Annotated in this window: 24 protein-coding genes; 17 read left to right on the forward strand and 7 right to left on the reverse strand. The window is 34.1% G+C overall.

What is annotated here, in order from left to right:
* The first annotated feature begins 1 nt into the window (after window position 1).
* Together ABD963_RS08570 and ABD963_RS08575 are read left to right on the forward strand one after the other, a co-directional pair.
* The gene (locus ABD963_RS08570) at window positions 2-550 is read left to right on the forward strand and encodes a DUF6452 family protein (protein ID WP_345276536.1); all 549 of its coding nucleotides are present in this window, start codon (window positions 2-4) and stop codon (window positions 548-550) included.
* Complete coding sequence (locus ABD963_RS08575; RefSeq protein ID WP_345276537.1) at window positions 516-1,241, forward strand: DUF6048 family protein; 726 nt, start codon at window positions 516-518, stop codon at window positions 1,239-1,241. Before ABD963_RS08570 ends, ABD963_RS08575 begins: the two co-directional genes overlap by 35 nt.
* A gap of 1 nt (window position 1,242) precedes the next feature.
* Here ABD963_RS08575 and ABD963_RS08580 read toward each other — a convergent pair whose 3' ends face one another.
* Complete coding sequence (locus ABD963_RS08580) at window positions 1,243-2,763, reverse strand: energy transducer TonB (RefSeq protein ID WP_345276538.1); 1,521 nt, start codon at window positions 2,761-2,763, stop codon at window positions 1,243-1,245.
* 114 nt (window positions 2,764-2,877) lie between these two features.
* On the opposite strand from ABD963_RS08580, the gene ABD963_RS08585 reads away from it, so the two are divergent.
* Window positions 2,878-3,765 carry a carbon-nitrogen hydrolase gene (locus ABD963_RS08585; RefSeq protein WP_345276539.1) on the forward strand — a complete coding sequence of 296 codons (888 nt, stop codon included), beginning with the start codon at window positions 2,878-2,880 and terminating at the stop codon, window positions 3,763-3,765.
* Window positions 3,765-4,805, forward strand: coding sequence for an agmatine deiminase family protein (locus ABD963_RS08590; protein ID WP_345276540.1), 1,041 nt, complete (start codon window positions 3,765-3,767; stop codon window positions 4,803-4,805). The genes ABD963_RS08585 and ABD963_RS08590 overlap by 1 nt, the downstream gene beginning before the upstream one ends.
* A gap of 12 nt (window positions 4,806-4,817) precedes the next feature.
* On the opposite strand, the gene ABD963_RS08595 is transcribed toward ABD963_RS08590, so the two are convergent.
* The gene (locus ABD963_RS08595) at window positions 4,818-5,024 is read right to left on the reverse strand and encodes a hypothetical protein (RefSeq protein WP_345276541.1); all 207 of its coding nucleotides are present in this window, start codon (window positions 5,022-5,024) and stop codon (window positions 4,818-4,820) included.
* Window positions 5,025-5,257: 233 nt separating this feature from the next.
* Here ABD963_RS08595 and ABD963_RS08600 point away from each other — a divergent pair, with 233 nt between their 5' ends.
* The 3 genes from ABD963_RS08600 to ABD963_RS08610 all read left to right on the forward strand — a co-directional run bounded on the left by ABD963_RS08600 (window position 5,258) and on the right by ABD963_RS08610 (window position 9,992).
* Window positions 5,258-6,478 carry an acyltransferase family protein gene (locus tag ABD963_RS08600; protein ID WP_345276542.1) on the forward strand — a complete coding sequence of 407 codons (1,221 nt, stop codon included), beginning with the start codon at window positions 5,258-5,260 and terminating at the stop codon, window positions 6,476-6,478.
* 30 nt (window positions 6,479-6,508) lie between these two features.
* A complete protein-coding gene (locus tag ABD963_RS08605; protein ID WP_345276543.1) occupies window positions 6,509-7,534 on the forward strand; it encodes a glycosyl hydrolase in 1,026 nt (341 codons plus the stop codon).
* A gap of 88 nt (window positions 7,535-7,622) precedes the next feature.
* A complete protein-coding gene (locus tag ABD963_RS08610; protein WP_345276544.1) occupies window positions 7,623-9,992 on the forward strand; it encodes an alpha/beta hydrolase in 2,370 nt (789 codons plus the stop codon).
* Window positions 9,993-10,035: 43 nt separating this feature from the next.
* Here ABD963_RS08610 and ABD963_RS08615 read toward each other — a convergent pair whose 3' ends face one another.
* Window positions 10,036-11,193 (reverse strand): THUMP domain-containing class I SAM-dependent RNA methyltransferase, encoded by a 1,158-nt coding sequence (locus tag ABD963_RS08615; RefSeq protein ID WP_345276545.1) that lies wholly within the window; start codon window positions 11,191-11,193, stop codon window positions 10,036-10,038.
* A gap of 197 nt (window positions 11,194-11,390) precedes the next feature.
* Here ABD963_RS08615 and ABD963_RS08620 point away from each other — a divergent pair, with 197 nt between their 5' ends.
* The 3 genes from ABD963_RS08620 (at window position 11,391) to ABD963_RS08630 (ending at window position 13,361) form a co-directional block, all read left to right on the forward strand.
* Window positions 11,391-12,122, forward strand: a complete 732-nt coding sequence (locus tag ABD963_RS08620) for a class I SAM-dependent methyltransferase (protein WP_345276546.1) — start codon at window positions 11,391-11,393, stop codon at window positions 12,120-12,122.
* A 51-nt stretch (window positions 12,123-12,173) separates the two neighbouring features.
* Window positions 12,174-12,848: a ZIP family metal transporter gene (locus tag ABD963_RS08625; RefSeq protein WP_345276547.1), complete on the forward strand. Its 675-nt coding sequence runs from the start codon at window positions 12,174-12,176 to the stop codon at window positions 12,846-12,848.
* An 84-nt stretch (window positions 12,849-12,932) separates the two neighbouring features.
* Window positions 12,933-13,361, forward strand: a complete 429-nt coding sequence (locus ABD963_RS08630; protein ID WP_345276548.1) for a DUF4268 domain-containing protein — start codon at window positions 12,933-12,935, stop codon at window positions 13,359-13,361.
* On the opposite strand, the gene ABD963_RS08635 is transcribed toward ABD963_RS08630, so the two are convergent.
* Genes ABD963_RS08635 through ABD963_RS08645 form a run of 3 tightly spaced genes read right to left on the reverse strand, consistent with a single transcriptional unit; the run spans window position 13,358 to window position 15,167 of the window.
* Window positions 13,358-13,852 carry a GNAT family N-acetyltransferase gene (locus ABD963_RS08635; RefSeq protein ID WP_345276549.1) on the reverse strand — a complete coding sequence of 165 codons (495 nt, stop codon included), beginning with the start codon at window positions 13,850-13,852 and terminating at the stop codon, window positions 13,358-13,360. The genes ABD963_RS08630 and ABD963_RS08635 overlap by 4 nt on opposite strands.
* 1 nt (window position 13,853) lies before the next feature.
* A complete protein-coding gene (trhA, locus tag ABD963_RS08640; protein WP_345276550.1) occupies window positions 13,854-14,480 on the reverse strand; it encodes a PAQR family membrane homeostasis protein TrhA in 627 nt (208 codons plus the stop codon).
* 3 nt (window positions 14,481-14,483) lie between these two features.
* On the reverse strand, window positions 14,484-15,167 hold the full coding sequence (locus tag ABD963_RS08645) for a DUF4294 domain-containing protein (protein ID WP_345276551.1): 684 nt from the start codon (window positions 15,165-15,167) through the stop codon (window positions 14,484-14,486).
* Window positions 15,168-15,270: 103 nt separating this feature from the next.
* On the opposite strand from ABD963_RS08645, the gene ABD963_RS08650 reads away from it, so the two are divergent.
* The 7 genes from ABD963_RS08650 to ABD963_RS08680 all read left to right on the forward strand — a co-directional run bounded on the left by ABD963_RS08650 (window position 15,271) and on the right by ABD963_RS08680 (window position 24,685).
* Entirely contained in the window at window positions 15,271-16,359 is a 1,089-nt protein-coding gene (locus tag ABD963_RS08650; RefSeq protein ID WP_345276552.1) for a M42 family metallopeptidase, read from the forward strand.
* A 32-nt stretch (window positions 16,360-16,391) separates the two neighbouring features.
* The gene (locus ABD963_RS08655) at window positions 16,392-16,946 is read left to right on the forward strand and encodes an NUDIX hydrolase (protein ID WP_345276553.1); all 555 of its coding nucleotides are present in this window, start codon (window positions 16,392-16,394) and stop codon (window positions 16,944-16,946) included.
* 149 nt (window positions 16,947-17,095) lie between these two features.
* Window positions 17,096-17,578 (forward strand): acyl-CoA carboxylase biotin carboxyl carrier protein subunit, encoded by a 483-nt coding sequence (locus ABD963_RS08660; RefSeq protein WP_345276554.1) that lies wholly within the window; start codon window positions 17,096-17,098, stop codon window positions 17,576-17,578.
* A gap of 4 nt (window positions 17,579-17,582) precedes the next feature.
* A complete protein-coding gene (gene accC / locus ABD963_RS08665; protein ID WP_345276555.1) occupies window positions 17,583-19,022 on the forward strand; it encodes an acetyl-CoA carboxylase biotin carboxylase subunit in 1,440 nt (479 codons plus the stop codon).
* 68 nt (window positions 19,023-19,090) lie between these two features.
* A complete protein-coding gene (locus ABD963_RS08670; protein ID WP_345276556.1) occupies window positions 19,091-20,641 on the forward strand; it encodes an acyl-CoA carboxylase subunit beta in 1,551 nt (516 codons plus the stop codon).
* A gap of 158 nt (window positions 20,642-20,799) precedes the next feature.
* Window positions 20,800-21,723, forward strand: a complete 924-nt coding sequence (locus ABD963_RS08675) for a serine hydrolase (protein WP_345276557.1) — start codon at window positions 20,800-20,802, stop codon at window positions 21,721-21,723.
* A 127-nt stretch (window positions 21,724-21,850) separates the two neighbouring features.
* Window positions 21,851-24,685, forward strand: a complete 2,835-nt coding sequence (locus ABD963_RS08680; protein WP_345276558.1) for an Npt1/Npt2 family nucleotide transporter — start codon at window positions 21,851-21,853, stop codon at window positions 24,683-24,685.
* Here the strand turns inward: ABD963_RS08680 and ABD963_RS08685 are convergent.
* Window positions 24,675-25,934 carry a serine hydrolase gene (locus ABD963_RS08685; protein WP_345276559.1) on the reverse strand — a complete coding sequence of 420 codons (1,260 nt, stop codon included), beginning with the start codon at window positions 25,932-25,934 and terminating at the stop codon, window positions 24,675-24,677. The genes ABD963_RS08680 and ABD963_RS08685 overlap by 11 nt on opposite strands.
* Between the last annotated feature and the right edge of the window lies 1 nt (window position 25,935).

The following is a 25,935-nucleotide window of genomic DNA, read 5'->3' on the forward strand; positions in this document are numbered from 1 at the left end:
AATGAAATACTTTAAAATCATTATAATTCCAATACTTTTGATAGTGTTTTTATCAATAAGTTGTGAACGCGATGATATTTGTCCGGGCAGCACACCCACTACCCCACGAGTCATTATTGACATGTTAGATTTTGAAACCCAAGAAACAAGTAAAAATGTTTTTGGCTTAGTGGTTGCTGGTATTCGTGAGGGCGGAAATTTAGTTTTACCAGGGTATAATATAGTCACAACTAACCAACTGGTCCTTCCATTAAAAACGGATGAAAATACAACTCAGTATATACTCCATAAGGAATACATTTTTGATGATAATGACACCCCTGATGATACCACTGATGATATTATTGGCGGCAATCAAGATATAATCACCATAAATTATAGTCGTGAGGAAGTTTATGTGTCCCGTGCGTGTGGATATAAAACCATTTTTAAGAATGTAACAATTACCATCGAGGATGATGGTGATAGGTGGTTACTCTCACAACAACCTTTGAACCCAAACCAATCTGTAGAAGATGAAACAACAACACACTTTAATATATTTCATTAGTAGCATCATACTATTATTGAGTGTGTCTGTTTATGCACAAAATGATAGCATACCGAATGTGACCAAGGACACATTGATTATAAAAGAAAAATATGGATTGCGCATAGGTGCCGATTTAAGCAAATTGGCACGTTCTTTTTATGATGATAACTACAGCGGTTTTGAAGTTATGGTAGATTTTCGTCTTAAAAAGAAATTATACTTAGCTGGCGAACTTGGTTTTGAAGAGAAAAAAACTTTAACAGATTATCTTGATATAACCACAAATGGAAGTTATTTAAAAGGGGGTATCGATTACAATTCTTACCAAAACTGGTTGGATATGGATAATATGATTTATTTTGGTTTTCGTGTGGGTGCCAGTTCGTTTAGTCATGATAGAAACAATTTTACCATTTACAGTACCAATCAATATTGGGAACCCCAGTTTTCCTCAACTGAACTCAAAGAATTTAATGGCCTAACAGCATTTTGGGCAGAAATTATGTTAGGTATGAAAGTGGAACTATTCAATAATTTGTATTTGGGCCTAAACGTGCAACTTAAAATTTTAGCCGCCGAAACCGTACCGGATGGTTTTGAAAATGTTTATATTCCTGGGTTTGGAAAAACATATGATAGTAGCAGAATAGGTGCAGGTTATAGCTATTTCCTGGCATATAGAATTCCGCTTTACAAAAAATATAAGTAAATTAAAATTTTTTATTCAACTCTTTGAATGAGTCTAGGGGTTTATAATCTCCAACACTAAAAACTATAGGAACTGAAAAAGGAACGACTACTGGCTTACCATTTTGATATCCTGGTTTTATGGCAGGTGTTATATTTTGAATAATACTTTCAATTTCATTACCTAGAAATGGATTAGGTGCTTTTACTTTAACACCTGTAATTTTTCCTTCTTTATCAATTTTGAAATGGGCAAGTATTCTAATTATTCCTGTTAAACTTGTCTTGTAACGCAAATTAGTATCGAATTCTTTTTTTATAATACGTCCTACCAACTCGGACATACATTTTCTCATCAGATCGGGGCTCTTCGACTTTTCACATCCTTTAAACATTGGTGGAGTCATAATTATGGGTGCTTTATTACATCGGACAATGTTTTTATTATCAAACCTAGTTATTAAATGGTATGAATACATGTTTAAGATATCATTGTTTGTTATGTTCAACTTTTCGAGAGGATAACTATTAAAAATTCTTATTAGTTTTTTACTGAGTTCTGGGTTATTAGAGTTTGTTCTAGCATCTATCATTTTTCCTTTTTTATCAAGACTAAAATTAATCATTAAGGCATTAGACTTTAATGGAAAAAAAATTTTATCGAGCTCCTTTTCGCTAAGGTTTCTTGTAAAATGCTGCTCTAAATCCTCATTACGTTCAAAAACAGAGTCTCTCGTTTCAAGCACATTTTCCTTGTAAGATTCCGTTTTAGATTCAATGATAAATAAAATCTCTTCGCTAACATCATAAGAAGTTGGTATACCATTTCTTGTTGGAGGTATTTTAAATCTAGGAAGTGTTCCAATAACTCTATCCAATTCATTATTAAAAGCTTCAGTTGAACCTTTACAATGGGCATTTATAATATTACCATTGGCTTCAACTGTGAAATTTATTTTCAAATTTATCTCGCCTAAAAGTTTGGCTTTCTGCACTTCAATTAGAGATAAGTTGCTGATTATATGACTTTCAATTTGCCTTCTAAGGCATTGTTTTATTTTATTATAATTATTCTCAGAGTCACAACCTTCAAAAACTGGCATTCTATCATATACGATAACTGAACTGCAATTAATAACTGCGATATCTTCTTCAGAAGAAATAATTTGTAACACATATTTATTTTTAGGACTTTTTTCAGGAATATTTAACTTTTCTATTTCATACTTTTTAAAAGCTTCAACAATATTGTTATTTAATTCTGAATAAGCCGATGTGGCATAAATGTTTACCATATCACCTTTGTCATTAAAACGAAAAGTCAAAAAGATTCTTTTTTCGTTTTCAATGTCTTTTTGGAATTTTACCGCTTTTAGTAAATCGGTATTTATATGATTTTTAAAGAATTTAGAAAGTTCGTTAAATTTTGATGGTTGTGCATAAAAACCAAACTCTTCATATTTATCCTTAAATTTGTTGGTATGAGTTTGAGAATAACATAGATAGACGCAAAACAGTAATAAAAGTGAGAATACTTTTTTCATCAAAATTATTGTATTGGAATCAATTTTTTAAAAATAGAAAAAATCTTACACAAATCAATAAAACCAACCACTTAAAAATTATTTATCTTTGCTTGCAAATAACTAACTTTAGGAATGCCAAAAAATACATACCACATAGCTGTTATTCAGTTAAATTTGAATAACACTCCTGAAAACAATCTTAAAAAATGTCTGGAATGGGTAAAAAAAGCTGCCAAACAAGGCGCAGAAGTTATCTCCTTGCCCGAATTGTATAGTAGCCATTATTTTTGCCAAAGTGAAAATGTTGATAATTTTACCTTCGCGGAACCTTTATACAGTACTTCTTTTAATGCCTTTAGTAGTTTAGCTAAAGAATTAGGTGTTGTTATTATTGTGCCATTTTTTGAAAAAAGAATGGCTGGCGTGTACCATAACAGCGCATATATTATCGATGCAGATGGTTCTGAAGCTGGGTTGTATAGAAAAATGCACATACCCGATGACCCACATTTTTACGAAAAATTTTATTTCACACCGGGTGATATCGGTTTTAAGTCCTTCCCTACTAAAAAAGGAAATATTGGTACCTTAATTTGTTGGGATCAATGGTACCCAGAGGCTGCCCGATTAACGGCCTTACAAGGTGCCGAAGTGTTGTTTTACCCAACAGCAATCGGCTGGCATCCGCAGGAAAAAGCAGAATACGGTGCCAACCAACAAGGAGCATGGATGAATGTAATGCGTGGTCATGCTGTTGCCAATGGCATTTATGTGGCTGCGGCAAACCGCATTGGATTAGAGAAGTATTTGCCAGATACCAACGGTATCGAGTTTTGGGGTTCTTCATTTATCGCTGGTCCCCAGGGTGAAATTTTAGCCCAAGCTTCGGTTGATAAGGAAGAAATTTTAATAGCGGAAGTCGATTTAAATCTTCAAGAAAACGTTCGCCAAAACTGGCCATTTTTAAGGGACAGACGTATCGATAAATATGGCGATCTAGTTAAACGCGTTATTGATTAATGAAAATGGAGAACTGGATATTTCCTGCCGAATGGGAACAGCAACAAGGTGTTTTATTGTGTTTTCCGCATAACGGTTACGATTGGCCAGGGAAATATAAAGTTATTCAATGGGCGTTTGTAGAATTTATTAAAAAAGTTGCTAGCGTTGAAACCGTTTTTTTAGTAGTTGCCAACTCCAAGCTTCAAGATAAGGTGCTGGGTATGCTAAAAACGGCAGATGTAAATACCAAAAATGTAATTTTTATTATTCATAAAACCAACCGTAGTTGGATGCGCGATTCTGGTCCTATTATCGTAAAAAAAGGAAATCAACGAAAAGCCATTAATTTTAATTTCAATGGATGGGCGAAATACAGTAATTACCAATTGGATAAAGGGGTTCCTACAAAAGTAGCCGAAACCTTAAATATTCCTGTTGAGCAAGCTATATTTAACGAAAAACCTTTTGTTTTAGAGGGTGGCGCCATTGATGTTAATGGAAAGGGAACGCTTATCACTTCAGAAGAATGCTTACTACATCCTTCCATTCAGGTTAGAAACGAAGGATTTACCAAAGTTGATTACGAACGTGCTTTTAACCAGTTTTTAGGTGTAACCAATGTTATTTGGTTAAGTAACGGCATCGTAGGTGATGACACCCATGGGCACATTGATGATTTAGCGCGTTTTGTTAATGCAGATACCATAGTTACCGTAGTTGAGACCAATCCAAAAGACGAAAATTACAAACCGTTACAAGACAACTTAAAACGATTGCAAAACGCTATTTTGGAAAACGGAAAAGCACCAAATATTGTAACCTTGCCTATGCCAAAACGTATAGATTTTGATGGAGTTAGACTACCGGCTAGTTACGCCAATTTCTTAATTTGTAAAAAAACCGTTTTAGTGCCAACCTTTAACGATGCCAACGACCGTATAGCCTTAAACACATTAGCTGAATGTTTTCCAAACAGAGAAGTGATTGGTATTTCTGCCATTGATTTTATTTGGGGTTTCGGCACACTGCATTGTTTAAGCCAACAGATTCCAAAGTAATTACACTACAATTTATTTATAATATTTTCTAATACTTACAGGGTTCTCTGTTGGAAAATCATCAGGGATTTTTTGTATCACATCTCCTGTTGATTCTATCAACACCGTCGTATAATGTCGGAATAAATTCAATACGTCCATAAAGGTATCAATATACCCTGATTCAGAATGAAATAATCTTACTTTACCATAATCAATTGTGAATGAAAATTGGTTCATGTCCGTAATAGTCCTTAATTAACTTTCATAAATCCGAAGTTTTTAGAAACTTCTGACTGTTTTCAACATAAATAACAAAAACTTTAATAATGTAATTGTTTAATTAAGAAATAAGTTATAAATATTTATTTGATTAGAAGTTATTCGAAATTAAGTACTTATAATTTTTCGTTTTTTAAGATTATAAAATTAACTTAGCTTTTTTCAAAATACTAACCACTAACCAACCAAGAATGAATCCTCACAAAACAGAACGTTTACATGCTTTAGATTCCCTAAGAGCCATCATGATGATGCTGGGAATTGTATTACACTCAGTAATAACATACATTGGTGGAGAACCCTACACCGCTTGGCCTATAAGAGACCCAAATAATTTCAATACTAATTTAGAGTGGATAAATGCTATTATTCATATTTTCAGAATGCCCATTTTCATGGTCGTTGCAGGATTTTTTGCTGCTCTTTTGTTTTATGAACGTGGCTCGCAACGAATGTTTAGAAACAGAATGAGTCGTATCACTTATCCGTTTTTTGTTTTTCTTGTGGTTCTTTTTGTTCCTGTGACGGGAGGAATGAATTATACAAAAAGTGTATTTTCATCAAACCCAAACGCATTTACAGATACCTTAGAGCAATACACAACTCTTAACAGTTTTTTACCAACAAGCACTGTACACTTGTGGTTTTTATATTATCTAATTATGTTTTCTGTTTTGTCGTTTGCATTGGGATTATTGTTTAAAAAGTTACCTAAAACATCACAATTTATTCATAATACGTTTCATTCAATTTTTAATCATTCTCTACTAAGACTTATGGTGTTTACACTTATAACAATAATTATTCTGCTTATTATGGATCGCTACTGGGTAAATACCTCAACAAGCTTGATTCCAGACTTATATACATTCATTTTTTACTTTTTTTTCTATATGTTTGGCTGGATGCTTTTCAAATCTAAATCACTTTTGAACAGTTTTAAAAAAAACGATTGGTTATTTACCTTTTTAGGCACAGCACTTTTTACGTGGTACTTTTTTACAGATTTAAGATCATTGGACTTATGGATAATAATAACAATTAGATCATTTTGTTGCTGGTTGCTTTTATTTGGCATTACTGGTCTTTTTATTCGATTTGGAAGTGAACATTCTGCTAAAATGCGTTACATATCAGATTCATCTTATTGGGTATATTTAATGCACCTCCCTTTAACTATAATTATACCTGCATTAATTGTAGACTGGAATATTTCAGGAGTTCTCAAATTTTTATTTGTTACCATTACAACAGGTGTAATCTGTTTTGTAACCTACCATTATTTCGTAAGAAATACATTTATAGGTAAATTTTTAAATGGCCGAGCCTATAGTAGAAAGCTAAAAGACATAAAACCTGAACCAACTAAAAATCCAAATTTTAGGGCTTCTGCAAGCACCTCCAATGCATAAAAAACTCCCTAATTTTTAATCTCATTATTTGTGTATTCTAGGAATTCATCCCAATCATTAAAAACGAGATTTGAACCGGAGAATGGTGAATGTCTTTTTTTTATTGGTCAAGATCTAAAAGCTATAGGTGGCCTTGAAAATTACAATGACGGTTATTGTAATTATTTTGAAATCCCAGCAGGGATAACCTTATATACCAATTTTTCACCTGGAGATGAATCGTTTGGTTACTATTTAAAGGGAAACGATGGTATAAAAACCATAGCTAATTGGGGCGCAGAAGACTCTTGTGCGGAGTGCTTTATAAATAATAACACCTTTAACAATACCATGATAGCCATTGGTTTATCCATAGTGAATCATGAAAAAAAAGTAGCCAATGGCAATCACGATAACTTAATCAAAGAATTAGGAAATTGGATAAAATCTATAAACCGGCCCGTTTTTTTAAGAATTGGTTATGAGTTTGATGGTTGGGAATGGAACAATTATAACAAAAAACACTATTTAATGGCTTGGCAACATATTCATAACATGTTTAAGGATATGGATGTAAATAATGTGGCGTTTGTTTGGCAATCTAAAGGTTCTGGCTCTAACCAAGAAGTGCTAGAAGATTGGTATCCCGGTGACGATTTGGTAGATTGGTGTGGCTACTCTTATTTTGGTAACCCCGATCAAGAAATGCTAGTCTTTGCCAGAAAACATAATAAGCCTGTATTTATTGCAGAAGCTACGCCAGTTATGGAAGACAACGGACTATTTTTTGACACATGCCTTGGTAAACCTAAAATAGCAAAAAAAGTTTGGGACGCATGGTTTGTACCCTTTATAAATACTTTAAATAGCAATAAAGATGTCATTAAGGCCTTTTCTTATATAAATGTAAATTGGTCTGCGCAACCCATGTGGAAAAACAATCCTGTTTTTAAAAAAGTAGATTCTCGTATTCAAGTAAGCGACTATATTTCTAAAAAATGGCTGGAAGAAATAAATAAACCCAGATATTTAAAATCCTCTCCACATGTATTCAAAAAAATATACTTTACACATTAAATTACAAACAAATAGGGATTGTGAAAAAGTATTGAATATTTAAATTGTTTTAATTTATAATTATAAATTACCGCTATCAAAATTAAATATGAAGAAAAAATTCAAACAAATCATCCACAGGATACAGAACCAAATCAAAAGGATTATACCAGGAAACAATGCAGCTAAGGGAGCGGCATTAGGCTTGCTGATTACAACTGGCCTATTTTGGGTACTATATTCCATAGGAAAATATAACGGTCTCAATGATAGATGGGTACTCTTATTTAGCTTTGTATTTGTTCTGGTAGTAACCATATTTGGTTTTGTCTCTAGATGGTTAATAAAACTTTTATGTAGTGTTCCAGAGTTCTACAAATTAGCGCTTTTAATTACCGTTCCACTACTTTTTTTTATGAGTTTTGATTGGTTAATTCCTGTATTCATTGTTGTACTTGCCTCACTTTGTGGGGCAGCCATACTGGTTTTGAAAAAAAACGGATTTCAAAAGCTAACAAAGCCAAAAAAGATAGTTACAGTTATTGGGATGGTTATTGGATTTGGTGGCTTCGTTGGGTTTGGATTTCTATATGGTCGGGTAGGTTTTGATCTGGATCCCATCATCAATGCCGCACTATCGGTTGAATCAAATATTCAACAAATAAAGGCGATTTCACCTGCCGGAAAAGGACCTTACCAGGTGAAGACGGCTACATATGGGAGTGGAAAGGATCTTCATCGACCCGAATTCGGCGAGGAAGTCGATTTTAAAACCGATTCTGTAAACGGCTTAGCCTTTCTAGATAATTGGAAAGGATTTGGAGGTTGGTGGCGTGAAAAATACTGGGGATTTAATCCCAAGTCCCTGCCAATAAATGCCCGTGTATGGTATCCAGAAGGAACAGGACCCTTTCCTTTAGCACTTATTGTACATGGAAATCACAGCATGCAAGATTATTCAGATCCGGGATACAAATACCTTGGAGAATTACTTGCTTCAAGAGGAATTATCCTGGCATCTGTAGATGAGAATTTTATAAATGGGTCTTGGTCGGACATTTTTGGGGGGTTAGAAAAAGAAAATGATGCACGCGGATGGTTATTACTTGAACATTTAAAAGTGTTTCATGAGTGGAATAGAACGAAAGGTCATCTGTTTTATAAAAAAATTGACACAGCTAACCTTGGACTTATAGGACACTCTCGAGGAGGCGCAGCTGTAGCTCATGCTGCCATGTTCAATAAACTTCCGTTTTATCCAGATGACGCTTCCATTAAATTTGACTACAACTATAATATTAAGTCCATTGTAGCTATAGCTCCGGTGGATGGGCAATATGAACCGGGAGATAGCAGAACAAAAATTGAAGATGTCAGTTATTTTGTGCTTCATGGAGCGCAAGACGCAGATGTTAGCTCTTTTATGGGTTCTCAGCAATATGAAAGGATAACTTTTACAGATAGCCTCTATCATTTTAAATCAGGAGTTTACGTATATGGGGCCAATCACGGGCAATTTAACACCAGCTGGGGCAATAACGATACAGGCAATCCTTTTTCAGGACTCCTTAATCTCAAACAGCTGCTCTCTGCCGAAGATCAACAGAAAATTGCGAAGGTTTACATCAGTTCATTTCTAGACATAACATTGAAAAACAATAGAGATTATCTGCCGTTATTCGTAGATGCAAGAAAGGGGAAAGATTGGTTACCCGAAACGATCTACCTAAACCAATTTGAGGATTCAAATTTAAAGCCTGTTGCCAATTTTGATGAAGACTTCGATGTGTCTACCATCACCCAAAAAGGTGGAAAAATAACAACCAAAAACCTGTCTGTATGGCGCGAGCAAGAGATAAAACTTAAGTGGCAGAAAAAGGGAAGTAGAGCCCTTTTTGTAGGATGGAACTACGAACTTGATAATGAAAAGGAATCGATTGAATCTGTACCAGATTCACTGATAGCCAGCTATACTATCCATCTTTCTTCTACCGCTATTGATTCTTCAGCCGTATTGGTTTTCGCAATGGCCGAATCTAAAGAAACTGCCAACCCTAAATCAGAAGGGAAATGGGTAAATAAAAATAGCGACAACAATAAAAATAAAGATAACGAGGAAGATGCTGTGGATACTGATAAGGATGAGGAAAAAGACGATAAAGACGAACCCAAAAAACCCATAGATTTTACTATTCAATTGAGCGACTCTTTCGGACAAAAGGTTTCATTTCCCTTAAGCACTTTTTCACCTTTACAAAGAACCATTGAAGTGGTGATTATGAAAACAGGATTTATTAAAGACAACAAGGAATCTGAAAAGGTATTTCAGACATTCTATTTTCCAATAGAGCAGTTTAAAAAAATTAATCCAAACTTTATGCTTTCCAATATTAAATACATAAAATTCATTTTCGATAAAAATGAAAGCGGGGTGGTCACAATTGACAATATAGGATTTATGAAGAGTATAGGTTATTAATTAAAACAATTCAATTGCTAGCATTGCTCAAGAAGATGATGAATTATGTATTAAACTTTTCCTTTTTACTCCCTTCGTACATCACATATTTAACCAAACGAGCTTCTAATTTGGCATTATATAATGGTATTTTTCGAGAGGGTCGTAAACCTACATGTTTGAGTGCCTCTAAATTACTTGTAATAAACCACGCATCGGTACCTGGGTAGTTTTGTTTTAGGGTATCACCTATGTTTTTGTAAAACATTTCCATATCTAAATTTAGTCGCTCTCCATAGGGCGGATTAAATACCATATGTAATTTAGCATCGCCACCTTTTTGGGTTTTAAAAAAATCCTCATGTTTTACAGTAATAAAATCATCCAATTGAGCGTTTTTAACATTTTCTTTCGCTTTGGCTACTGCACTAGGTGCCTTATCATAGCCTAAAATTTTATAATGAAAATCGCGGGTTTTTTTAAGCAAAGATTCCTCTATTTTTTCAAACAGATCCACATCCCAATCTTGCCAACGTTCAAAAGCAAATTCTTTACGCATTAAGTTTGGCGGTATGTTGCAGGCTATCATTGCTGCTTCAATAAGCATGGTACCAGAACCACACATAGGATCCATAAAATCGCATTGTCCATCCCAATCCGAAAGCATGATTAATCCTGCTGCCAATACCTCATTTATGGGAGCTATGTTGGTGGCCGTTTTATACCCGCGTTTGTGTAGAGAATCACCAGACGAATCAAGGGAAATGGTACATTGTCGCCTATCTATATGCACGTTTACTTTAATATCGGGGAATTTTAAATCTACATTAGGGCGTCGTCCTTCGGTATCACGAAACTTATCTACGATGGCATCTTTAGTTTTTTGGGCAATAAATAAGGAGTGTGAAAACAAATCTGAGTGAATCGTAGCGTCAACTGATAAAGTTCCTGTGGATTTTAGATATTGGCTCCAATCCATAGCATAAATTTTATTGTAGAGGTCCTTTTCGTTATTTACAGTAAACGAATGAATGGGTTTTAGAATTTTAATGGCGGTACGCAAGGCTAAATTAGCTTTGTACATAAATCCCTTATCACCCACAAAGGAAACGTTTCGAATGCCCTTTTTTACATCCTGAGCGCCTAAATTGGTTAGCTCTGTTGCCAATAAATCTTCAAAGCCAAAAAGGGTTTTGGCGACCATATTAAAATTTTCTTCCATGGTTGTTATAAAATACCTTACAAAAATAACGTAATTTTACGGCAAACATAAAGATTATTGATCATTAAGGGTTAAGGATTACAGTGGTATTCTTTTTTGTGTTCTCAATAGGAAAAAAAATAACAAAAAGTCCGATCCCTTTTTCAGGGTAACCCACATTAAACAAGAAAAGGCTTCCTGTAATTGCGGAATAATTTATGACAAAACAAACTACTAAATGGTTTACATCTTGGTTCGATACGCCATTTTACCATATTTTATATAAGGATAGAAATACTGCTGAAGCGCAAGCTTTTATGGATACGCTTACCGATTATTTAAACATTCCCGAAGGTGGAACCATTTTGGATTTAGCTTGTGGTAAAGGCCGACATGCACGGTATTTAAATAAAATTGGTTACGACGTTACGGGGGCCGATTTGAGTGAAAATAGTATTGCCTTTGCAAAACAGTTTGAAAACCACCGATTGCATTTTGTGGTGCATGATATGTGTAAACCGTTCGCAAAACAGTTTGATGCGGTATTTAATTTGTTTACCAGTTTTGGATATTTTGAACATGATGAGGATAACTTAAATACCATTAAATCCATTAAAACCAATTTAAATGAAAAAGGTTTAGCTGTTATCGATTTCATGAATAGTGAGCAAGTAATTGCTAATATTGTATCTGAGGAAGTAAAAATGATAGATGATATTGAGTTTTATTTAAAACGCTTTGTGGATGATGGGTATATTATAAAAGATATTAAATTTACCGTTGATGGTGAAGATTATCATTTTCAGGAACGTGTAAGAGCGTTTATGTTGAGTGATTTTGAAGCGCTTTTTGAAGAAGCTGGCGTTTATTTATTAGATGTTTTTGGCGATTATAAACTACGAAAGTTTCATTCAAAAACATCGGAACGTTTAATCATGATATTTAAATAGGTTCAACAACTGGCTTTTAATCAAGCCCACGATAGTGTGATAATTTTTAAAATGAATAAATTTTTACTACCAATTTTAGCAGTTGTTTTAGGGGTTGTTTTAGCGTTTTTTACAAAAAAACAAAAATCTTGGAACACCAAGCTCCTACTCTCCTTTAGTGGTGCTTTTTTATTGGCATTAACACTTTTTGAACTTTTACCTGAAGTTTATGAGCATTTAGAAACCAAAGTTACCGGACTGTTTATCATGGTAGGTATTTTGTTACAAATTGTTTTGGAACTTTTCTCCAAGGGTGCCGAACATGGACATATCCATATCCACAAACACGAAACTGCTTTTCCTTGGTTATTGTTTATTAGTTTATGCATCCACAGCTTTCTGGAAGGGTTTTCCATTCATGATCACAACGATATGGTTTACGGGGTATTGGTGCATAAAATTCCTATTGCAACCTTAATAAGTGTATTTTTGTTCCAATCTAGCTTTAGCAAATGGCAAATTGGGGTGTTTTTGACAGTTTTCGCCTGTATGACACCTTTAGGGACGTTTATTTCCAATAATTCTGAAGTGGTCACCAATTATATCAATATTATTAATGCCATCGTTATTGGAATCTTTTTCCATATTTCAACCACTATATTATTCGAAAGTGGTGAAGGACATAAGTTTAACTTATCCAAATTCATTACCATAATTTTAGGGGTGGTGGTAGCTTATATGATTTAAAATGAGAAAGAACAAAAAATAAGTTAGAATTGTTACTAAATACTTATATCGCCTCTTATGGTAGCCTTTTCTCTAAAGTAGTTTATGTTTAGCAAAGAAGAATCACGCATATTACGACAAGAATTTTGGACGAGTTTTGGAAAATCGTTTACTCGAAAATGGATTTTGTACAATACCAAGTTGAAAGGCTTTAGTTTTAAATTTCATTTTGATACCAAAATCGCTTTGGTAGCATTAGACATTGAAGATGATCTTGAAAATCGTATAAAATTTTGGGGGAAATTAATAGCTCTAAAATCTATTTTATTGGATGATTATTTACCTGAGGCCATTTTTGAGGAAGAATATATTTTGGACAACGATAAAGAAATCTCCCGTATTTATGTGCCTTTAGAACAAAAAGTCTCCATTCATGATAAGAACACTTGGCGAGAGGTGATGGAATTTTTTAATGAGAAGATGAGTTTGTTTGAGGCTTTTTTTGAGGAATATAGAGAGGTTATTGAGGATTAATCCAACTGCTTAATCATCAAATAATCGTCCATAATAAATCCACAACCAATATCTGTAACCACCGATTCTGAATTAACAAATCCCATTTTTTTGTAGGCTGAAATCGAGTTAGCATTGTATTTATTTACATGCAATTTAATGCTTTTTTTGCCTTGTTCTTTGGCCATCGATTCAGCAAACAGCATTGTCTTTTTAGCAATTTTATTACCTCTATATTCACTTAAAACATAGAGCTTACTTACATATAGATAATCGGGTTTTATTTCTATCGCAAAGTAACCCGCAGGGGTATTTTGATAGTTCATGTAATAAAACAAGGTGCCCTGGTGTGCCTTTTGGGTAATAGCTTTCACAGAATTATACTTTTCGAGCATGTATTCAATTTGTTCTAAACTGATGATGGAAATATAATGTTCGCGCCAAATGATATCAGCCAATCGCTCTATCATTAAATAGTCTTTTTGGTTTTTCGCTGGGATTATGTCAATCATATTAAATCACGTAAAAGAAAATCATAAAAAAGTGAAAAACGGCCCCAGCTAGAACAAACAAATGCCAAATAACGTGGTTAAAAGGTATTTTTTGAATGACGTAAAATATGATACCTACCGTGTATGCCAAACCTCCTGAAAACAGCAACAAAACACCATAATTACCCATAGCACCCGATAAATATGAAAAATCGAAAACAATGAGCCAACCCATTATTAAATATAATAATGTAGAAAATATTTCAAACTTACCTGTAAAAAACAGTTTTAAAATCACCCCAAAAGCAGCTATTGCCCATACCGCCCAAAAGAGTGGCCAACCCAAACTTTGCTCTAACGCAATTAAACATACCGGGGTATAAGTACCAGCTATTAATAAATAAATACTAATATGATCTACAATCCTAAAATAATGCTTTCGCCTCTCGCCTTCTACAGCATGATATAACGTAGAGGCACTAAATAAAATGATGATAGAAATACCATAAACAATCACACTAAATAAACTCCAATCAGTTTTGTTTTCATTGTGGATAATGAGGAGTACCAATGCAACGATACCAAACAGAGCTCCTATGCCGTGCGATAAGGCGTTTAGTTTTTCTTCAAAAGGAGTTTGATTACGCATGGATTAATCTTTCTTTGGTTCTTCAGAATGCAACCATTTATTAGTTAGTTCAAAAAAATCAAATTTTAAGGCTGATTCCTGCCTTTCCAAAACCCCACTTTGGAAGTTTCTCTGTAAAATATCTTCAATTAAATAATCTTCCTTGTCATTCCATGGGTCAAATTCCCGTTTCAAAGAAATATCGAACATACTTGCTGTGGTATTGTACCAAAAAGCACGCCATCCACTTCGAAGTTCTTTAATCAAGTCAAATGCAGTAGTACCCGTTTGGCGATGAATCAACTTAACCAAAATCTGTCCTTCGGTTCTTGTGAGTTTCTTCAATTCATCCGAAAACTCCCCTTCTATATATTTTTGCACCCTTCTGGTGTACTTTTTTTTATCGCGGTTTCTTTTTAAAGTGGCCATCCTCGCATTCATAGAATCCAATCGTTGGGATGCCAATTTAGCGTATGGATATACTTTAAGCGTTTTTCTTCTTAGAATTAAATACCTAATCCTGTCATCCCTACTATCAAACTTTAGCTTGTGCAAAAGCATGACCTCATCCAAATTTATGGTAGTGCGAGGAACCGAATCACCTTCAATAATTAAATACTCCACAGCTATAGTATCTTGTTCAACCTTATTCACTTGAGCATCTAAAAAAAAAGGGAATAGTAAGAAAATATATTTTAAAAAGTTCATCGAAAAAATACTGGAGCTTTTAACACATCAAAATTACTAATTTACATATTCATTAACCTTAAATTCTTATTAATATTATTATTTTAGTGCAAAACTTTTACAAATGGTAGACAAAAGCATTCTTAACAAAAAGTCGATGGACTTTTTAGAAAAATATTTAAACAATGCAGCCCCAACAGGCTATGAATGGACAGGACAAAAACTGTGGATGGATTACCTAAAACCTTATGTTGACGAATTTATAACGGATACCTACGGAACAGCTGTAGGCGTTATAAACCCCAAAGCTAAATATAAGGTAGTTATTGAAGGACATGCCGATGAAATTTCATGGTATGTTAATTATATATCAGATGAAGGCTTGATTTATGTGATTCGAAATGGTGGCAGCGACCACCAAATCGCACCTAGTAAAATTGTAAATATTCACACAAAAAAGGGCATTGTTAAAGGCGTTTTTGGATGGCCAGCAATCCACACTCGAGATAAATCGAAGGAAGAACCTCCAAAACCAGAAAATATTACCATAGATATTGGTGCAAAAGATAAAAAAGAAGTCGAAAAAATGGGGGTTTTTGTAGGATGTGTAATCACATACCCAGATGAATTCCATATTCTAAACGGTGATAAATTTGTGTGTCGCGCACTGGATAACAGAATGGGAGGATTTATGATTGCCGAAGTAGCACGTTTATTGAAAGAAAACAAAAAGACATTACCTTTTGGTTTGTATATTACCAATTCTGTCCAGGAGGAAATTGGTTTACGTGGTGCTGAAATGATTACACAAACCATAAAACCCAATGTGGCCATCGTTACAGATGTAACACACGACACCACAACACCCATGATAGACAGAAAAAAAGAAGGACATTTAGAAATTGGTTTAGGACCAGTAATAGCTTATGCTCCAGCAGTACAACAAAAGCTTCGTGATTTGATTACGGATACCGCAGAAGCCAAAAAAATTCCATTTCAGAGATCTGCTCTATCCAGAGCCACAGGAACCGATACGGATGCTTTCGCATATAGTAATGGGGGCGTTGCATCAGCATTAATTTCACTTCCACTTCGTTATATGCATACTACTGTAGAAATGGTGCACAAAAGCGATGTTGAAAATGTGATAAAACTGATTTACGAAACATTATTAAATATCAAGTACGGTGAAACGTTTAGTTATTTTAAATAAAACTCAAGCCTCTTAATCGAGGCTTTTTTATTATGGAAGAATATATAGACATTGTTGATAAATCAGGCAAAAGTTTAGGTTTTTCAAAACCTAAAAGTGAGGTTCATAAAAATGGGTATTACCACCATACGGCGCATGTTTGGTTTTACTCTAAAAATGATGAGATTTTATTATCGCAACGTTCAGCCAAAAAAAACATCTGCCCTTTGATGTGGGATGTATCGGTTGCAGGTCATATTGATGCTGGAGAAACCCCAGAAGCAGCAGTTATAAGAGAAACTTTGGAGGAAATAGGTTTAAGGATTTTGGAAGAAGATTTAAATAAAATAGGAGTTTTCGAATGTTTTCAATCGTATGAAACCGGACTAAAAGATTACGAATTCCATAACACTTATATAGCCTTACTCAAAGTTCCTATTTCAGAATTAACACCTCAAGAAGAAGAAGTTGAAGCCTTGAAATTGGTGTCTTTTAAAGAATTCCAAAAATTAATACAGACTATTGGTCATAATGGCAATCACTTTGTGCCATCAAATAAATCATATTATTCAATAGTTCTAGACTCGATAAAAAGAATATCCAAATAAGTACTGTTCATTTTTAAGTTGCTTCATTTCAATCTATGATTAATAAATTAATTTAGAGATATCTTCCAATGTAATTATTCAGCTTAATTTTTAAGCAAGTTTCGCTCATAATAATTCTTATATTTACTATCCAATAATCCATAATTGCAATGAGTAAAATTTTTAAAACCAAGGTAAATAACACGTTAGAATTTGATATACTTGAAAATGATGTTTTTAATTTAGATATCTTACAAACTTCTGATTCAACATTTCATGTTCTCGAGGAAAACAAACCCTATAAAACAGAAATAACCAAATCTAATTTCAATAATAAATCATATGAAGTAAAAGTTAACAATAATAACTATAACATAAACATTTATAATGATTTAGACTTATTGATAAAAGACATGGGGTTTGGCATTGGTAGTACAAAACATATTGATACAATTAAAGCTCCTATGCCTGGTTTAATTTTAGAAATTAATGTAAAAGTTGGACAAGAAGTAAAAGAAAATGACCCCCTTATAATTTTGGAGGCTATGAAGATGGAAAATATAATTACCTCACCAAGAGTTGGAATTATAAAATCAATTTCGGTAGTTAAAGGAGATGCCGTAGATAAAAATCAGTTATTAATCACGTTTTAATGTTATGAAAAAAATACTAGTTGCCAATCGTGGCGAAATAGCTATTAGAATAATGAAAACGGCTCAAAAAATGGGTATTAAAACCGTGGCTGTGTTTTCAACTGCCGATAGAAATGCACCACATGTTAAATTTGCTGACGAAGCGGTATGCATTGGTGAACCACCATCCAATAAATCCTATTTAAAAGCCGATAAAATCATTGAAGTAGCAAAAAAACTGAATGTAGATGCTATACACCCAGGTTATGGTTTTTTAAGTGAAAATGCGTCTTTCGCGGAATTGTGTGAAGAACAAAACATCATTTTTATTGGTCCTAAATCCAAAGCTATAAAAATTATGGGGAGTAAATTGGCAGCAAAAGAAGCCGTGAAAACATACCATACCCCCATGGTTCCTGGTATTGATGAAGCTATAACAGATGTTGCCAAAGCGAAAACCATTGCTAAAAAAATTGGATTTCCTATTCTTATCAAAGCGTCTGCAGGAGGCGGTGGAAAAGGAATGCGCATTGTTGAAAAAGAAAGTGATTTGGAATCGCAAATGAATCGTGCTATTAGTGAAGCAACCTCCGCTTTTGGGGATGGTTCCGTATTTATAGAAAAATACGTAACCTCACCGCGCCATATTGAAATTCAGGTCATGGCAGATAGCCATGGTAATGTTTTGCATTTTTTTGAGCGGGAATGTAGTATTCAGCGCCGACATCAAAAAGTAGTCGAAGAAGCCCCGTCTTCAGTATTAACCCCAGAATTAAGGGCTAAAATGGGTGAAGCTGCTATAAAAGTAGCCAAATCTTGTGATTACTTAGGGGCTGGAACGGTTGAATTTTTACTAGATGCCGACCACAATTTTTATTTCCTTGAAATGAATACCCGACTGCAAGTGGAGCATCCTGTTTCAGAATTAATTTCTGGAGTCGATTTGGTCGAGTTGCAAATTAAAGTAGCACGTGGTGAAAAACTCAACATCAAACAAGAGGATTTAAAAATTAATGGACATGCACTGGAATTGCGTGTATATGCCGAAGACCCTTTGAATGATTTTCTACCAAGTGTAGGACATTTGGATGTTTATAAACTTCCTATTGGAAAAGGTATTCGTGTAGATAATGGTTTTGAAGAGGGTATGGATATTCCTATATATTACGACCCCATGCTGTCAAAATTAATTACATATGGAAAAACCCGTGAAGAAGCCATTCAGTTAATGATAAAAGCTATTGAAGATTATCATGTAGAAGGTGTTGAAACTACCTTACCTTTTGGGAAATATGTTTGCGAACATGAGGCTTTTAGGTCGGGTAATTTTGATACGCATTTCGTAAAAAAATATTATTCACCTGAAGCGTTGAGATCAGAAACAGAAAATGAAGCAAGAATTGCTGCTCTAATAGCTGTAAAGCAATATTTAGCAGATAAAAAGTTGTTACGGTTACCTAACTAGTAATCTTTCCGAATCATAAAACCGATTTTATCGAAGTAAATGAAGGAATCCTAATTCACTATAAAAACATGAATTCAAAAAAAGATAAAATAAGCAAACTTAACGAACTTAATGCCAAAACACATTTAGGTGGTGGACAAAAACGTATTGATAAGCAACATGCTAAAAAGAAGCTAACCGCCAGGGAACGTGTAAGCTATCTTATGGATGAAGGCTCTTTTGAAGAAATTGGTGCATTAGTGACCCACAGAACGACCGATTTTGGTATGGAAAATGAGATTTATTATGGTGATGGGGTCATTACTGGTTACGGCACAGTACATGGCAAATTGGTTTATGTTTATGCCCAAGATTTTACGGTTTTTGGAGGTGCTTTATCTGAAACCCATGCTGAAAAAATTTGTAAAATTATGGATTTGGCTGTGAAAGTAGGTGCGCCTATTATTGGGTTAAATGATTCTGGTGGGGCTCGCATTCAAGAAGGGGTTCGTTCGCTTGGTGGATATGCCGATATCTTTTTCAGAAATGTGCAAGCTTCCGGGGTGATTCCTCAAATATCAGCGATTATGGGACCCTGTGCTGGTGGAGCGGTATATTCTCCAGCCATGACTGATTTTACTTTTATGGTTGAAAACACCAGTTATATGTTTGTTACTGGACCAAATGTGGTGAGAACCGTTACCAATGAAGAAGTCTCTAGTGAAGATTTAGGTGGAGCACAAACCCATGCCTCCAAATCAGGTGTCGCCCATAAAACATCGGCAAATGATGTAGAATGTTTGGAAGACGTAAAAAAAATAATCAGTTACTTACCACAAAACAATACCGAGACGCCAAAGTTATTGGATTATACATTAAATGACGAAATACGTGAAGTTTTGTCAGATATAGTTCCCGATAATCCCAACAAACCATATGATATGCATCAAGTAATTTCTGGAATTATTGATACAGATTCCTTTTTTGAAATCCACAAGGATTATGCTGAAAATATCATTGTAGGTTTTGCGCGTTTAGGAGGACGAAGTATCGGTATTATTGCCAACCAACCTATGTTTTTGGCAGGCGTTTTGGATGTTAACAGTTCTAAAAAAGCGGCCCGATTTACCCGTTTTTGCGATTGTTTTAATATTCCATTGTTGGTTTTGGTTGATGTTCCTGGATTCCTACCGGGGACCGATCAAGAATGGAATGGTATCATCGTGCATGGGGCAAAACTTTTGTATGCTTTAAGTGAGGCAACTGTTCCTAGAGTGACGGTTATTACAAGAAAAGCCTATGGTGGTGCGTATGACGTTATGAACTCTAAACACATTGGAGCGGATATGAATTTCGCATGGCCCGGAGCTGAAATAGCTGTAATGGGCGCCAAAGGTGCGGCTGAAATTATCTTTAAAAAAGAGATACAAGATTCTGAAGACCCCGAACAAAAATGGAAAGAAAAAGAGGCAGAATATGCCGATAAATTTGCCCACCCATACAGAGCAGCAAGACGCGGTTTTATTGATGAAGTTATTTTACCAAAAAACACAAGAAGAAAGTTAATTAAAGCGTTTTCTATGCTTGAAGATAAAAAAGTAGATATTCCAAAACGAAAGCATGGTAATATTCCCCTGTAGCAAATAATATTTTAAAAATTTAACACTTTAAAAAGGCTAAACTTTAAAAAGCTACGTACTTATTGATTATCTTCTAATTTAGAAAAAATAAATATTAACATTTTAGTAGATTAATAATTAAATACTTTTGCCTACATTAAAACATCTTGTAATTTAAAATGAAAAAAATAGTTTTTTGTTTATGTTTATTCTTCGGGTTCAATCTTTCGGTGCAAAGTCAGAGAGGTCTGCCTATTCAAGTTGAGGATTCAAAAATTCAACCTCTAAGATCCTTAAGAAATACCATCTTACAAGATAACTTAGAACAAGAATTAAATTCAAAACCTGAATGGAGGCGTTTAATTTCTCAAAAAAAGATGTCTGTTGGTATTGTGGATTTAAGCAATCCATCTGAAGTGAAATATGCTAGCGTTAATGGTAACCACATGATGTATGCAGCAAGTTTGCCAAAAATCGCTATTCTTTTATCTGCTATGGACGCCATTGAAAAAGGTGAGTTAAAAGAAACCCCAGATGTTAAAAGTGATATGAGATTGATGATTAGTAAATCCGATAATCAGGCATCCACAAGGATGATAGACCGTTTAGGTTATAAAAAAATTGAATCTGTAATGACGGATCCCAAATACAAGTTTTATGACGAACACGATGGTGGTGGGCTTTGGGTTGGTAAGCGCTATGCCTCTGGTGGAGCAACCAACAGAGAACCTCTCAAAAACTTAAGTCATGCAGCTACTGTAAATCAGGTTTGTAGATATTATTACTTGTTGGCTCACGGGAAACTTGTAAATGAAAAACGTTCAAAACAAATGTTAGACATTATGGGAAATCCAGATTTGCACCACAAATTTGTAAGTACTATTGAAAAAATTGCACCAGCTGCAATGCTTTTTAGAAAATCAGGTTCGTGGCAAACCTATCATTCTGATTCTATTTTAGTTTGGGGGAATGAAAATAGACGCTATATTTTAGTCGCTTTAATTGATGACTCACATGGTGAACAAATTATTAGAGACTTAGTAAAACCCATTGAATCTGTACTCAAAAAAAAAAGTAATCAAAATAGCATAGCTTTTAACTAAGGCTAAAGCCCCATGATATTTTATCTTATAATTTGTTATTTTAAGTGTTTTAAATCAAATCAACACTAAAAGCATTAGTTTTGTTTAGTTGTTGTAACCATTACACAAATAAAAATTGAACAATTAAATGTCAATTAATAAAACACTCAAATTATACATTCTTAAAGTTTTTGATTTAAAGGAAGACGAACTTTCCAAAACACTTTTACTTCAATTAAACATTTTTATTATCATAACGGCTTTACTAATAATAAAGCCTACTATTAATTCATTATTTCTATCTGAACTCACCTCTGATGCTTTGCCTTTGGGGTACGTTTTAACAGCTATCATGGCCATAATTGGCTATCATTTTTATGATAAAGCCCTTGAAAAATATCCATTAAATATCATTATTGATCGAACTATTATAGGATCGGTAATATCATTAGTCATTTTTTCATTGACTTTCATTTTCAATGTCGCTAACGGTATGCTACTATTTATACCCTATGTTTGGGTAGCCATTTTTGGGCTTTTAACAGCTTCGCAGTTTTGGATATTGGCTAATTTGGTTTACAACGTTCGGGAAGCTAAGCGTGTTTTTGGGTTTATTGGTGCAGGTGCCATAGCTGGTGGTATTTTTGGTGGATATTTAACATCCTTGCTAACACAATTTTTTTATACCGAATATTTATTATTTGTGGCCGCGTTGTTATTGTGTATTTGTATACCCATAACTCGATATTTATGGAAACACGAAGTCGAAAAATTGAATCCTTTTCAAATATCCCTGAGGACTAATCCCAAAGGGGAATCTCCAATTAAATTAATTAAACAATCAAAATTGCTGAGTTTAATAGCAACCGTAATTGGTATCAGTGTTTTGGTAGCAAAATTAGTTGATTATCAGTACAGCGATTATGCATCTAAACTTATTGATGATCAAGATGAATTAACATCCTTTTTTGGTTTTTGGTTTTCTACGCTAAGCGTTGTTTCATTAATAATCCAGCTATTCTTGACCAAACGCATTGTTGGAACTTTTGGGGTAGGTAAATCATTATTATGGCTTCCTTCTGGTATTTTGGTTGGATCCTTTTTATTATTGATTTTACCACAACTATGGGTTATTGTATTCATTAAAATAGTAGATGGTAGCTTAAAACAATCTGTAAATAAAGCGGCTACTGAATTACTTTCCATTCCTATTCCGATTGAAATAAAAAAGAAAACCAAAACCTTTACAGATGTGGTTATTGATAGTATAGCTACAGGTTTGGCTGGTTTTATCTTAATCTTTTTTATAAACGGTTTAAATATTTCGTCTACCTATATTAGCTTAATTATTATTGGTTTAATTAGTATATGGCTCTACTTCATTTACCATTTAAGGCTTGAGTATATTGTAGCATTCAAAGCCTTTTTAGAAGATGAAACGGTGGTTAAGAAGGAGAAAAACGCCAAAGAAACTATCAAAATAACCTCCATTGTTGATACGGTAATTAGGGTACTTAATTCTGGCACGGAAAACCAAATTATACATATGCTTCAAAAAACGCTTGAAGTAAAAGACGAACGCTTTTTTTTCGCTATTAAGAACCTTTTAAATCATCCTTCAGCAGAAATAAAAACACTCGCTATCGAAAATCTATACTTTTTAAAAACTGAGAAGTTGGTAAGCCATATTGAGCCTTTAATTCATGATGAAAATCAAGAAGTAACAACCGCAGCTTTTAGGTACTTGCTAAAAAACAAAAAAGAAGATACGGTGGCTTTCTTTAATTTCTATCTAAACAATGATGACAAGACTATTAAAAACGCGGCTTTAATAGGGTTGTCGTTAGAGTTAAGAAACAACCAAGCCCTTCAACAACGCTTCAATATAGAAAACAAAATAAGTAATGCTTTGAGTGAACTTAATACGTTGCAGAATGATTTAGATAAAACTCATAAAACGCAAGCCATACTAGAAGCCATTGGGAATATTCGACTCAAAAAATTCTATCCATTTATAACTCAACAACTAAAATCAAACGAAACTGATATTGTCAATACGGCTCTTAAAAGTGCTTCCCAAACTCTTCACGAACAGTTCATTCCTGAGATTATTTCGCATTTATCTAATAAGGAAAATAGAAAAACCGCCATTGATGCACTTTATGCCTATGGCGATTCCGTAATTGATGTATTGTTTGAAGTCATTAAAAACGAATTAATTGATTTAGAAGACTCTCCTTTTGTAATGCTCGTTATTGAAAAATTTGCTTCTCAAAAGGCGATTAATAGATTGATTAAACTTACCGAAGACACCGAACATATTGTAAAAATTGAAGCCATTGAAGCCTTAAAACGTTTGAAATGGAAACATCCAAATTTAATTATTAAAGACCGTTTTATTGTTGATAATATTTTAGATGAATGTTATTTATACCAAAATACGCTATCTGTAATTCACTCCCAAATTGTATTACAATACAAAAAGAAAACTGATGAACTGGAGAGCATAAAAGAAAACGAAGCCAGAAATGCATTGGTTAACTTGTTAGAGCAGCGTTTAGATAGACAATTACAGCCTATGTTTAGGTTTTTAGGTATCAAATATCCGCCTAATGATTTAGACCCGATTATTAATACCATTTTAAACGGTAAAGAAGAACAGCGCATTCACGCTATTGAGTTTTTAGATAACATTCTTGATAAACAACTTAAAAAGGAGTTGATTCCTGTAACTGAATCAATTTTGTATGAAACCAATTCTGAAGAAAAAATAAAAAATTTAAATATTAAAATTTTAAGTGAAGTAGAATGTTACCATTCGTTGTTCAAACGAAAAGATTCTAAACTTAAAATGGCTGTTTTGTATTTAATCGAGCAATCAAACCCTACTAAATTTTCTGCCCTTTTAGAAATGATTATTCAGACAGAGCGTAATGAAAAAATAAAGCAACGGGCGCAAGAAATTTTATCAGTTATTTCTTAATAATCTTATCAATACTTGCAGCGAGCATCATATGGTCTGTTGCAGAATTCTTTCTTAAAACATTAGTCATTAAAACAACCATATAGGTACAATTATCTGGGTGTTCTATAATCGCTACCGAGTTCATAAAGTTTTGCACATTCCCCATGTATTTTCCACAAGTTTCACCATTACTTCTATCGCATTTGTAAAGACTTCCAGATTTAAAATACACAGCAGCTTCTTTTAAAGCTGGCGATTGGGCATAGCGAATACGTCTATCAGTCATATACATTAGTCGTTTCATTTCTAGACTAGATTCAATATCTACCACATTACCTTGTTCAAGTTGCACTAAAAATTTCATCAAGCCAATTGGGGTTCCAATACTTCCTCCTTTATCGCCCACATAAGTGTTCGCGCCTCTGGTGAAAAAACTTCCTAAACGCCATTCATCACTGGTAATTCCCAAATCACGTAACGGTAAATTCACCACATCGTTACCTATATCGGTTAACTCCTTCCTGGGGGTGTTTTTAAAATATTCCAAAGCTTCTTCCTCAGTTAAATCGGGATACTTTTCTCCAAAAGCTTGCATAAGCAATGCTTCACGCCAAACAATACTTGCTGCACCGTTATTGCTAACCGATAGCATATGGTCTGCCCACTCAAAAAGCGAAAAAACATCGCTGGCAACAACTTGGCGTTTTACCAGTTTTTTGGTTTCGATATTGTAAATCGGAATAGTGTGCTCATCTGTCAATCCCCAAACACCAGCTTTAACATGTTTGTTTCTCAATAATTCCAAACGCTTTTCAAAATCGTCTGGATATATTTTTGCTAATTGCGTAAATAAGCCCACTAAAACTGCTAATTTACCAACACTACCGGGTTGATATCCGAAAGTCTCATTCCTTTGGGCATAACGGACATGGTCAATATCTGAAATATCCAATACCGCCAAGGAGTAACTCTTATCCAATCCACGGAATAAACTACTAATTTGTTTTTGAAAGGCGTCATCCACTTTTAAATAACACTGTACGCTATCATTTCCTTTTGGCAATAAATTCAATTTGATATCCATATAGGATTTATAGGCCCCAGCGGGAAGTGTAGAAGCATCCTTAATTTCACCACTTTTTATCAGTTCTAAACGTTTTAATCGTTTGATACCTGTATGCTCGTATCCATCAATAGGATAAAAAGTATAGGTTGTAAATGCCGAACAAATAACTATTAAACCAAAAATTAAAATATACTTTTTCATC

Source organism: Litoribaculum gwangyangense, assembly GCF_039543505.1.
Taxonomy (GTDB): domain Bacteria; phylum Bacteroidota; class Bacteroidia; order Flavobacteriales; family Flavobacteriaceae; genus Litoribaculum; species Litoribaculum gwangyangense.